Source organism: Stenotrophomonas sp. NPDC077659 (genome assembly GCF_050268705.1).
Lineage (GTDB): Bacteria > Pseudomonadota > Gammaproteobacteria > Xanthomonadales > Xanthomonadaceae > Stenotrophomonas.
The window spans coordinates 1-11,604 of the sequence record NZ_JBNNHG010000021.1 but is presented as its reverse complement, the minus strand read 5'-3'; the positions used below and the strand labels follow the sequence as shown (position 1 = coordinate 11,604).

Below are 11,604 nucleotides of genomic sequence, written 5' to 3'. Positions count from 1 at the left end.
AGCAGATCAAAAACGTGCCAACCAACGGTTGGCACCCACCAGGACACGGGCTGAATCAATTACCGATGACGTCGGTGCCCTTCGGCGGGGTGAAGCTGAAGGTGCCCGCGGCGAAGCCCGGATTGCGCTTCCAGCCACTGAAGGTGATGACGGTGCGCTGGCCGACAGCGTCGGTGATTTCCATCCTGGCCAGGCCTTGGGCGTTGAAGCCCAGGGCGGCGTACTGGAAGCTGGCTTCGGTATCGCGCTTCGGCGACAGCGACAGCCACTGCAGGCCGTCGCGCTTGGCGGCCTCTTCGCTCAGGTCGTACTGCTGCTCCAGCAGGGCCGGGTTGATCAGCGCGGTGAGCGGGCTGTTCTGCTCTTCCTTGCCCTGCTCGCGCACGGTGGCCTGCTCCAGGTCCGGCTCGTACATCCAGACCTTCTTGCCGTCAGCAACGATCAGCTGCTCATGCGGGCGTACGTACTCCCAGCGGAACAGGCGCGGCGCCGACAGGGCGACGCGGCCGCTGGTCGACTCCTTCACCTTGCCGCGGCTGTCGAACACCTGCTGGCTGAACTGACCATCCAGCCCCTTCAGGCCGCTGGTGAAGCTCTTCAGGTCATCGCGGGCACCGGCCCAGGCGCTGCCAGCGGCGGCGCAGGCGACGGCCAGGGTGGTGGTGGCGAGGAAGCGGCGGAAGCGGATGTTCATGCAGGAATCCTGTGGGCGCACGCGCCAGGAAAGTTGGGAGCCAGTGTGCCCGGATAAAGATGAATGGGCGATCAGGGCGACATTATGCCGCCCCGCGCGTGCATCGGCGATTCAGCCTTCGGCACCCGGCAATCTGCCGTACAGCACTTGCCCACGGAAGCCGCGCCGCACTTCTCGATACAACGCACGGAAGGCGGGGTAATCCTGTGGCTGGCACAGGGCATCGCTGCCACGCACGGCGTTCTGCTGCAGGCGATGGCGGACGATGACCTCCTGCCCTTCCTGCCTCCAGTCCACGCGATAGTCGCCTGCGGCGTTGCTGAAATGCTGGCTCTGGGGAATGGCAATGATCGGCACGCTGCCCGGGAACTGCAGGCGGTAGGTTTCTTCGCGCAGGCTGGCATTGCAGTAGAACGGCGCCTCATTGGCCGGCGCTGATGCCGTGGCGTACAGCCCGCGCACCGATTCGCCACCAGGCGGGTCCGGCACGGCCATGCCGCCAGGCACGCTGAAGTCCACATAGTCCTCGGCCTGGAAGGTCATTCGGTAGCCGAACGGCCGGGTCAGGTCGACCGGCACGCCCTGGATCTGCAACTGCCCTCGCCCATCGAAACCGGACGCGGCCATGATCTGCTCCTCGGCACGCGCACGATTCTGCGCGTTGAGCTGGGCAAACTGCGTGCGCACCCTGATCTGCGCGTTGTCGCTCAACTTCGGCACCGTCTCCCCGCGCAGGTTGCCCTGCGCATCGAAGGTGAAGCGCACGTCCATCGCCGTGGCGTTGCGCTGCGGATCATTTGCCGGGGTGCGCGCCAGCGACGCGTCACGGGTGCGCAGCACCGGCGCACCCAGGTCGCCGTCGGGCAGCTGGCCAAAGCGTGCCCAGGCGCTGGTCGAATCCAGGTACAGATCGAACTCGGGCACGTAGGTGATGGCGTGGTTGAAGCGTCCCAGCACCGGGATCTTCGGCAGCGTCGGGCCACCGCCGGCACCGACCAGCACCGGCGAACTGGCGATGCCCTTGGCTGCCAGCAGCGCCTCGAGAATCACCACGTGGTCCTTGCAGTCGCCATAGTGGTTGTCGAGGATGCTCTGGGCGCTGTTCGGCTCCAGCCCGCCGTTGCCCAGGTACACGGCCACGTAGCGGATGTTCTGCGCGACCCAGCGGTACAGCGCATCGGCCTGCGCCTTGCGGTCGCTGATGCCTGCGGTCACCTCGTCGGCCAGTGCGTGGATCTGCGGCGTGACCTGCGCGGCCTCGCCCGCTTTGACCTGGTAGGCGTGGCCGAGCTGGGCCCAGTCACGATAGGTGCTGGCCATGATGTTCGGACTGAACTCCCAGACCTCCGCCGCCCAGTTCTGCGCCTGCATCGGGTCGTGGCGCTGATAGCGCCAGCGCCACTGCGTCTGTCCGTGCTTCACCGTCGGGGTGTCACTGCCCTGTACGCCACGGCTGTCCACGTACATGGGCAGGTTGGCCGGCGCACTCAGGGTCACCTCGGCATCGTCGTACTGGGTGAACACGTTGAACGTCTCCCACAGGCCGAAATAACCGGGGAAATACGGGGTCTGCTGGGTGCGCCGGAGCTGGTAGACCAGGCGCGTACCCGGGGCAAGGTTCGGGAACACGATCACCCGCACCTTGCGGTCGGCGTACATCGCCGCCGACGCGCTGGAATAGCTTTCCTGGGTGTAGATGCGGTCCGCCGGCACGGCGCGGCGCTGGCCATCGGCGGTCAGCGTATAGGCGCTGAGCACATCGAGGGTTTCCATCTTCTCGCTGTAGCTCAGCCGCACCTGGCTGAACTGCTCCACCGCCGCCTTGGTCTTGAGCAGGATCTCGTAGGTTTCGGTCTGCACATCGCCGGCGTCAGGCCGCACCACGTAATCGGCGCGGTAGCGCACGAAACTGAAATTGTTGCTGGCCTCGGCATCACTGCCCATCAAGGGCGGCGCCGGCGCCGGCACCGGGGAGGACGCACCGGCCAGGACCGGGCCGACGCCGAGCAGGCAGGCCAGCGCAAGCGCAAGCGCACACGGGGCGGGTCGGAACATGCGTCGGATCCTTGGACGTCGTAGGCGCTGCGGTATTACTTCGGCGGAGGCGGTGCCAGCACCGTACGGTCGCCGTTGTGCTCTGGGGCGCTGACCACGCCGGCCGCTTCCATGGCCTCGATCAGTCGTGCCGCGCGGTTGTAGCCGATTTTCAGGCGCCGCTGCACACCGGAAATGGACGCGCGACGGGTCTCGGTGACCACGCGCAGCGCTTCGTCATACAGCGGGTCGGATTCGTCGCCGGCCGCACTGGTTTCCGGCAGGCCGGTCGCACCGACCACCACGCCGTCGCCCATCGTCTGCACCTCGTCCAGCACGCCATCGATGTAATCGGCCGGCCCCATGGCCTTGAGGTGCTCGACCACGCGATGTACTTCATCGTCGGAAACGAAGGCGCCGTGCACGCGCTCGGGCATGGCGGTGCCGGGCGGCAGATACAGCATGTCGCCGTGGCCCAGCAGGGTCTCGGCACCGGACTGGTCCAGGATGGTGCGCGAGTCGATCTTCGAACTGACCTGGAAGGCGATGCGGGTCGGGATGTTGGCCTTGATGAGGCCAGTGATGACATCCACCGACGGGCGCTGGGTGGCCAGGATCAGGTGGATGCCGGCCGCACGCGCCTTCTGTGCCAGGCGGGCGATCAGCTCTTCCACCTTCTTGCCGACGATCATCATCATGTCGGCGAATTCGTCGATGAAGATGACCACGAACGGCAGCGTCTCCAGCGGGCGCGGGGCCTCGCCCAGCTCCGGGTTCGGCTTGAACAGCGGGTCCATCAGCGGCTGGCCCGCGTCCTGCGCGTCCTTCACCTTCTTGTTGAAGCCGGCCAGGTTGCGCACGCCCACCGCGCTCATCAGCTTGTAGCGGCGCTCCATTTCGGCCACGCACCAGCGCAGGCCGTTGGCGGCTTCCTTCATGTCGGTGACCACCGGCGCCAGCAGATGCGGGATGCCCTGGTAGACGCTCAGTTCGAGCATCTTGGGGTCGATCATCAGCATGCGCAGGTCTTTCGGCGAGGCCTTGAACAGCAGGCTGAGCACCATGGCGTTGACCGCCACCGACTTGCCCGAACCGGTGGTGCCGGCCACCAGCAGGTGCGGCATGCGCGCCAGATCGGCCACCGTGGAACGGCCGGCGATGTCCTTGCCCAGGGCCAGGGTCAGCACGCTGGCGGACTTGTCGTACTCCTTCGAACGCAGCAGTTCGGAGAGGTAGATCATTTCGCGGGTGACGTTGGGGATCTCCAGGCCGATCACCGACTTGCCCGGAATGACGTCGACCACGCGGACCGACTTCACCGACAGGCCACGGGCGATGTCCTTGTCCAGCGAGCTGATCTGGCTGACCTTGATGCCCGGCGCAGGTTCGATTTCGAAGCGGGTGATGACCGGGCCGGGGTTGGCCGCGACCACCTGGGCGTCGATGCGGAAGTCCTTGAGCTTGAACTCGATCTGCCGTGACAGGGCGTCCAGGGTGTCCTTGTCGTAGCCCACCGGCTGCGGCTTGGGATCATCCAGCAGGGCCAGCGGCGGCAGGTCGGAGCCGTCCCCATTGACACCACGGAACATCGGAATCTGCGTGTCGCGCTTGGCCCGGTCGCTCTTCTCGATCACCGGCTCCGGGCGCGGCTCGATCTTCACCGGCTCGCGCTTGGCGCGCACCTCGGCATCGGCCTTGCGCACTTCCTGGCGTTCCTCGCGCAGGGCGCGGGTCTGCTGCCATTCGGTGGCCTGTTCCTTCTTGCGTTCCAGCAGCGGTGCCAGCGACATCACGCCCCGGCCGATCTTCTCCATCACCGCAAACCACGACAGGCCGGTGGCGAGCGTGATCGAGGCCAGCAGCAGCACCAGCACGAACAGGTTCGCGCCCAGCGCACCGAAGCCGACGGTGAGCGAATTGCCGACCAGCTTGCCAAGGATGCCGCCAGCGCTGGAGACGTCACCACTGAACAGGCGCACGTGCAGGAAGCCGGTGCCGGCAATCAGGAAGCCGACCAGGCCCACCAGGCGCAGCGCGGGATCGAGATCGTTCTCGCCCTTGCTCTCGCGCTTCAGGCCGAACATGGCGATCCAGGAGAGCGCGCCGAGCACCACCGGCAGCAGGAAGGCGATGTAGCCGAACAGCTGCAGCAGCACGTCGGCGATCCACGCACCGGCGCGCCCCCCCATGTTGTGCACCGGCGCAACCACACTGCCGGTGTGCGACCAGCCCGGATCGGTGGCTGAATAGGTGAACAGGCTGGCCGCCAGATACAGCAGCGCCGGGGCGATGGCGATCAGGCCCAGGTCGCGCCACAGGCGCTGACGGCGGGGATTGTCGGTCGTGGCCGCTGCCGCCGAGCGACGCGACGCCTTTTTGTCGTCGGACTTGGAGCGTTCGGGCACCTGCTTCGCCACCTTAGACCATACCTTTCGAATGCGCTGTTAGTGTTTGATAATAAACGACCCGGCGTCAGTTTTCAGTCATCAGTGACGGCAAGGGGGCCGACCGGCGCCAAAAACACCGGTGGGTGACGGCGTTCTGTTCATCGGCTTGAATCACCTCGCCCCAGCCGCCACTCTATGGCCTGCCACGGAGGCTGCGCAAACATCGCCAGCGCCTTGTCCCATCTACCTTTTCGCGAGTTTACATGAGCACCAGCCTGCCCTCCCGCCACCAGCGCCTCGTCATCCTCGGTTCCGGCCCGGCCGGCTGGACCGCCGCCGTCTACGCTGCCCGTGCCAACCTGAAGCCGGTCGTCATCACCGGCCTGCAGCAGGGGGGGCAACTGATGACCACCACCGAGGTGGACAACTGGCCGGGCGACGCCCACGGCCTGATGGGCCCGGATCTGATGGCGCGCATGCAGGCCCACGCCGAACGCTTCGAGACCGAGGTCATCTTCGACCACATCCACACGGCCGACCTGTCCCAGCGCCCGTTCAAGCTGATCGGCGACAGCCATGAGTACACCTGCGACGCCCTCATCATTTCCACCGGCGCGACGGCCAAGTATCTGGGCATCCCGACCGAGGAGACCTTCAAGGGCCGCGGCGTTTCCGCCTGCGCCACCTGCGACGGCTTCTTCTACCGTGACCAGGACGTGGTGGTGGTCGGCGGCGGCAATACCGCAGTCGAAGAAGCGCTGTATCTGTCCAACATCGCCCGCAAGGTCTACCTGGTCCACCGCCGCGACACCCTGAAGGCGGAAAAGATCATGCAGGACAAGCTGTTCGCCAAGGTGGCCGCCGGCAAGATCGAGACCGTCTGGCACCACCAGGTGGAGGAAGTGCTGGGCAACGATGCCGGGGTGACCGGCGTACGCGTGAAGTCGACCCTGGACGGCGGCACCCGCGACATCGACGCCCACGGCTTCTTCGTGGCCATCGGCCACCACCCGAACACCCAGCTGTTCGACGGCCAGTTGGCGATGAACAACGGCTACCTGGAAATCCGTTCGGGCCTGGGCGGCAACGCCACCCAGACCTCGGTGGAAGGCGTGTTCGCCGCTGGCGACGTGGCCGACCAGCATTACCGCCAGGCCATCACCTCGGCTGGCTTCGGCTGCATGGCCGCACTGGATGCCGAGCGTTACCTGGACGCACAGGGCAAGGCCGGCTGAGGCCTGCAACGGTTTTTGTAGCGTCGAGCCATGCTCGACTGCGGAAAACGGGCGCGCAAGCGCCCGTTCTTTTTCTCAGCCCGGCACGCAACGCACCGAGAACGGCACCGGCTTCGAAGCCACCCCGTCAGCGTCCAGCACATGCGTTTCCCACCCGAGCGTGCCGGAACTTCCAGCACCACAGCTGACACCAATTCTGGTTGGCTCATCGGGGGAATTCACAACCTGCTTGCCTTTGCCGCAGGTCCAGCCCGGCGGACACTGTGTATTGGTCGTGATGATCTGGATCGGATACTGCGGATTCCCGACGAGCGGAATGTCCACTTCCATCCGCTTGCCAGAGTGCACTTCGACGTCGGCTATGGCTTTGCCCGCAAGAGGTACACAAGCTTTTTCGGACGCCCATAGGCGGTAGCCTTTCTCAACTCCCTTCATTGCGGCGGAGCGGAATACAGGGTCCTGCAGCGCCGCAACGTCATCAGGGTTTGAGTGATAGGCGGTTTCGACGATGACAGACGGCATTTTGCCAATGCGGTTCTCGCCGTGATCTCCTGGATTTGAGGTTTCACGAACCGGGAATGTCTCATATCCGGGTTGCGCCCGGATCAGCTCCCGCATCGAGCAGATGATGCTGTCGGCCAATGGCTTGTCCTGCGCCTTGGCTCGGTGGTAGTAAACCTCGGTGCCGCGAATAGTCGCCGAGTCATGACCATTCGAATGCAGGCTGATCAATACGTCCACACCCAGGTGATTGGCGTAATTGGGGCGCGCCCGTATGTCCTCATCCTTCTCTCGCGCTGGCTTCGTGCTGTTGGGAAACTCGTTCCAAATGTCAGCCCGCTCTGGAAACAGGGCCTTGAGATGATAGCGGGATGACATGTGCTCCCAAGGAAGATTCGACTCAGGATGAAGCTCGGTCGATTGGCTCCGCGCACGATGTACAACCAGACCGCTCCGCTGTTCCATCAGCACTTGCAGCTCATCGCCATAGACTGGGCTCAGCACATCCTCCTGCAGCCCGAGCGGGGCCGGCCGCTGAAACTCCCATTCCCTGCCGGGATGCAGACTGATGTATCCATGACTTGACGACACCAGGGCCGAAGTTGGAGCTGATTTGCGCGCACTCCGCATCGGAACAGCCAAGTCTTCCGGATAATAGTCTTCCAGTGTCTTCCCTTCGAAAAGGAAGTGGATGTCATTCACCTCAAGCCCAGATCTTTCGGCAAAGAACCGCAACGAGGACGCCATCGGCTGTAGAAACAATTCGTCATAGCTACCCTCTGGCCCTGGAAGGTATCCGGGACCAAAGTTGATCGTCATTGATCGCGCGCTCAAGTCAAGCCGGATGTCCACTCTCACCTGACGCAGCTTTCCCGACTTCTGCAGGTGGCGCGTCAACTGTCCAGCGGCTTCCCGCTCAAGCATTGCAATCACCTCAGCATAGATTCCCGGATCCCCCGTAACCATCGGAGCCTTGACCCCACGCCCCGATGCACCTGGCGCACAGATCATGGCGCACGCGAACGCCACAGCAGCAATCTTCATCCCTTTCATTGCACGTTCCTCCTTTGGGTTTGATGCGCCGCTCCTGCGGCGCCCACCCAACCTGCCCGGCGCCGCGCCCGTGGTTCTGTAACCGGCACGCACAACCGAACATTTGCAACTTTCCTCACGCCGCCTCGAATCCAACCAACCCAATCCCGCCAACACCATTCGCATCCCGCCTGCCCTATCCTTCCCCCCATGCCTTCCGCCCGCTTCCTCGATTCCCTGCAGGCCATTCCCGCCACCGTCTGGGATGCCCTGCACGACGGCCGCAACCCCTTCGTCAGCCACGCCTTCCTGTTCGGACTGGAAGCCCACGGCTGCCTGCGCGAAGACTGGGGCTGGCAACCGAGGCACCTCACCCTGTGGGATGACGGCACCCTGCTCGGCGCGATCCCCGGCTACCTGAAGACCAACTCCCATGGCGAGTTCGTGTTCGACCACGCCTGGGCCAATGCCTACGCGCGGCACGGGCGGGACTACTACCCGAAGTGGCTGGGGGCGGTGCCGTATTCACCCGTCACCGGGCCGCGCCTGCTGACCCGTCACGATTCGGACAGGCCAGCGCTCCTTTCAGCGCTACGCGAACTGTTGTCGGGGCAGGATGTGTCGTCGGCGCACATCAATTTCCACACAACCGGCGACGACGACGCCTTCAGCGAGGACTGGCTGCTGCGCGAGGACGTGCAGTTCCAGTGGCAGAACCCGGGCGAGTGGACCACGTTTGAACAGTTCGTGGGCGCGATGGACCACAAGCATCGCAAGAACATCCGCCAGGAACGCGCCAAGGTCAGCCGACAGGGCATCACCTTCCGCGTGGTGCATGGCGATGACGCCAGCCGCGCCGATCTGCAGGCGATGTACCGCTTCTACCTGCAGACTTTCCTGGAGTACGGCAACGCACCGGCACTCACCGAGGCGTTCCTGCGCCATCTGGCGATGTCGCTCGGCCGTGGGCTGGTGCTGTTTCTGGCCGAACAGGACGGCGCGCCGATTGCCGGCGCGCTGTGCCTGCGCGGCGGCGACACGTTGTACGGCCGCTATTGGGGCGGCGCCACCCTGCCCGGCCTGCACTTCGAGGCCTGCTATTACCAGGGCATCGAGTACTGCCTGCGCGAGGGGCTGACGCGTTTCGAGCCGGGCGCGCAGGGTGAGCACAAGCTGGCAAGGGGCTTCCTGCCGACGCTGGTGCGCAGTCGCCATTGGGTGGCCGATGCGGATTTTGCCGAGGCGCTGCAGGACTGGTGCCGGCAGGAGCGGCGCGATGTGCGCCGGTACCGGCAGGAACTGCTGGGGCACAGCCCGTTCCGCGCGGCCCCGTAGCGTCGAGCTTGCTCGACTGAGGTGGCGCTGCCGGCCAGCGGCCGGCACTACCAGAGCAAGGGCGCCAAGCCCGCGCGGGATCGCCGGGCATGGCCCGGCGCTACCGGTGCGGCGGTGGCTACAATCATCTGCATGACCCGCCCTCTGCCTTGGCGCTTGGCCGACGAGCCGGACGCTCCCTTTCCCCCGGCCGAAACCGCGCTTCGCACGCCCGACGGCCTGCTGGCCGTAGGCGGCGACCTGCACCCGCTGCGCCTGCTGAACGCCTACGCCGGCGGCATCTTTCCATGGTTCAGCGAGGGCGAGCCGGTCCTGTGGTGGTCGCCCGATCCACGCATGGTCTTCCGCACCAATGGCGTGCACCTGTCCAGCCGCTTCCGCCGCCAGTTTCGCGCCAGCACCTGGGAGATAACTGCCGATACCGCCTTCAATCGGGTGATGCGGGCCTGTGCTGCCGCACCCCGGCCGGGCCAGGACGGCACCTGGATCAGCCCGGAGATGGTCGACGCCTACAGCCACCTGCATGACCTTGGCTTCGCCCACTCCTTCGAGGTCTGGGACCGGCAGACCCTGGTGGGCGGCATCTACGGGGTGGCCATCGGCACGATGTTCTTCGGGGAAAGCATGTTCAGCGGTTCCAGCGGCGGCTCCAAGATCGCACTGGCGGCCTTGGCAAGCACCCTGCACCGCTGGGGCTGGCCGCTGATCGATGCCCAGGTGGAGAACCCCCACCTGCTGCGGATGGGTGCCGTTCACCTGGAGCGCGAGGATTTCCTCCGGCAGGTCCGCCGGGCCGTGCGCGAGGAGGGCCGCGAAGGACCCTGGACGCAGGCGGTTGGGCGCTTGGCGGCGCGCGATCTGGCGGGGGTTTAACCAGATCTTTGCAAGCTGGACGAAGGACGCGTAAAATACCGCGCCTTAGGCCCAGCGTGGCCGTTTTCTGAACCGCACAGGACTACATGTCGAAAGACGATTCCATCGAGTTCGAGGGCACCGTCAGCGAGACGCTGCCGAACACCACTTTCCGCGTTCGCCTGGAAAATGGGCACGAAATCATCGCCCACATCTCCGGCCGCATGCGCAAGAACTACATCCGCATCCTCACCGGTGACCGGGTCAAGGTTGAAATGACCCCGTACGACCTGACCAAGGGTCGTATCACCTACCGCATGAAGTAAGCGGTCGGCGCGCTGCGCCATCCCGACAAGGCCAGCCCTGGTTGCTGGCCTTTTGTCATGCCCGTAATCCGGCCCTGCCGGATGTCATCATGACCGAACGCACCGTGACATCGGTCAGGCCGCCCTGAGGCAGATTCGCATCCGCGCCCGGGGCGGCAAGGTGATACGCGATCCAGTCCGGATCGCCATCCCCTGCCCTCCCATGAACATGCACTCCCTGCCCGCCCTTCTGGCCGCCCTGGCAGTGTCTGCCAGCACCCTGCTGGCGATGCCTGCACACGCCGCTGACGCACCGGCCACGGGAACCGAAGACTGCATCCAGCTTGGCAGCGACCAGCAACTGGTGCGCGCCAACGCGTCGCGCAACGTGCTGCTGCGCAACGGCCAGGATCATTACGTCGTGCACTTCAAGAGCGACTGCGGCAAGGCCGCCTACTCGCGGAAGTTGACCTTCGTCACCGACGGCCAGCAAGGCCAGATCTGCAGCGCCGGCCGCAGCGAGCTGCGCACCGATGCCGGCGGTTGCGCGATTGCCCGCGTGGAGCCGATCGACGCTGCAACCTTCAAGCAGAAGGCTCGCCAGCGCACCCGCTGAGCGCGGATACGCCAAGGGCGGCCGAAGCCGCCCTTGGTTTTCACTTCACAGCCAGACAGCGCCCGGCTGCTGCCGTTACTCCACCGTCGCCGGCAGCAGGCGCTCCGGTTCGGCATGCGCCTCCACCACCAGTTCGTCGTCGCGCACGTCGATGCTGACCTTGCCGCCGTCGACCAGCTTGCCGAACAGCAGTTCGTCGGCCAGTGGGCGCTTGATCTTGTCCTGGATCATGCGCGCCATCGGGCGGGCACCCATCAGCGGGTCGAAGCCATGCTGGGCCAGCCAGTCGCGCGCGGTCGGGGTGGCCGACAGGCTGACGTGCTTTTCCTGCAGCAGCATTTCCAGCTCGATCAGGAACTTGTCGACCACCCGCAGGATGTGCTCGAAGCCCAGCGGCTGGAATTGCACGACCGCATCGAGACGGTTGCGGAATTCCGGCGTGAAGCTGCGGCGGATGGTTTCCATCGCGTCGGTGGCGTGGTCCTGCTTGGTGAAACCGATCGAACGCCGCGAGGCCTGCGCCGCACCGGCATTGGTGGTCATCACCAGCACCACGTTCTTGAAGTTGGCTTCGCGACCATTGGTGTCGGTCAGCACACCGCGGTCCATGACC

The 11,604-nt window shown here is 65.3% G+C and carries 10 protein-coding genes; 5 read left to right on the top strand and 5 right to left on the bottom strand.

The features are described 5' to 3' along the window. Positions 1-55: 55 nt before the first annotated feature. The 3 genes from lolA to ACQKDV_RS05155 all read right to left on the bottom strand — a co-directional run bounded on the left by lolA (position 56) and on the right by ACQKDV_RS05155 (position 5,145). Positions 56-694, bottom strand: a complete 639-nt coding sequence (gene lolA / locus ACQKDV_RS05165) for an outer membrane lipoprotein chaperone LolA (protein ID WP_427782713.1) — start codon at positions 692-694, stop codon at positions 56-58. A 111-nt stretch (positions 695-805) separates the two neighbouring features. Beyond that, positions 806-2,749 carry a DUF3857 domain-containing protein gene (locus tag ACQKDV_RS05160; RefSeq protein WP_427782712.1) on the bottom strand — a complete coding sequence of 648 codons (1,944 nt, stop codon included), beginning with the start codon at positions 2,747-2,749 and terminating at the stop codon, positions 806-808. Between the two features lie 35 nt (positions 2,750-2,784). Further along, positions 2,785-5,145 (bottom strand): DNA translocase FtsK, encoded by a 2,361-nt coding sequence (locus ACQKDV_RS05155; RefSeq protein ID WP_427782711.1) that lies wholly within the window; start codon positions 5,143-5,145, stop codon positions 2,785-2,787. Positions 5,146-5,378: 233 nt separating this feature from the next. Between ACQKDV_RS05155 and trxB the strand changes: the two genes are divergently transcribed. Beyond that, positions 5,379-6,350 carry a thioredoxin-disulfide reductase gene (gene trxB / locus ACQKDV_RS05150; protein WP_427782710.1) on the top strand — a complete coding sequence of 324 codons (972 nt, stop codon included), beginning with the start codon at positions 5,379-5,381 and terminating at the stop codon, positions 6,348-6,350. A gap of 75 nt (positions 6,351-6,425) precedes the next feature. Here the strand turns inward: trxB and ACQKDV_RS05145 are convergent, their stop codons facing one another. Then, positions 6,426-7,904, bottom strand: a complete 1,479-nt coding sequence (locus ACQKDV_RS05145) for an N-acetylmuramoyl-L-alanine amidase family protein (protein ID WP_427782709.1) — start codon at positions 7,902-7,904, stop codon at positions 6,426-6,428. A gap of 189 nt (positions 7,905-8,093) precedes the next feature. On the opposite strand from ACQKDV_RS05145, the gene ACQKDV_RS05140 reads away from it, so the two are divergent. From ACQKDV_RS05140 to ACQKDV_RS05125, 4 genes are all read left to right on the top strand, one after another. Continuing rightward, on the top strand, positions 8,094-9,218 hold the full coding sequence (locus ACQKDV_RS05140) for a GNAT family N-acetyltransferase (RefSeq protein ID WP_427782708.1): 1,125 nt from the start codon (positions 8,094-8,096) through the stop codon (positions 9,216-9,218). Between the two features lie 132 nt (positions 9,219-9,350). Then, positions 9,351-10,091 carry a leucyl/phenylalanyl-tRNA--protein transferase gene (aat, locus tag ACQKDV_RS05135; protein WP_427782707.1) on the top strand — a complete coding sequence of 247 codons (741 nt, stop codon included), beginning with the start codon at positions 9,351-9,353 and terminating at the stop codon, positions 10,089-10,091. Positions 10,092-10,177: 86 nt separating this feature from the next. Further along, the gene (gene infA / locus ACQKDV_RS05130) at positions 10,178-10,396 is read left to right on the top strand and encodes a translation initiation factor IF-1 (protein ID WP_005409596.1); all 219 of its coding nucleotides are present in this window, start codon (positions 10,178-10,180) and stop codon (positions 10,394-10,396) included. A 202-nt stretch (positions 10,397-10,598) separates the two neighbouring features. Next, complete coding sequence (locus ACQKDV_RS05125; protein ID WP_427782706.1) at positions 10,599-10,991, top strand: hypothetical protein; 393 nt, start codon at positions 10,599-10,601, stop codon at positions 10,989-10,991. A 75-nt stretch (positions 10,992-11,066) separates the two neighbouring features. Here the strand turns inward: ACQKDV_RS05125 and ACQKDV_RS05120 are convergent. After that, the coding region (locus ACQKDV_RS05120; RefSeq protein WP_427782705.1) for an AAA family ATPase at positions 11,067-11,604 on the bottom strand (538 nt) is incomplete at its 5' end.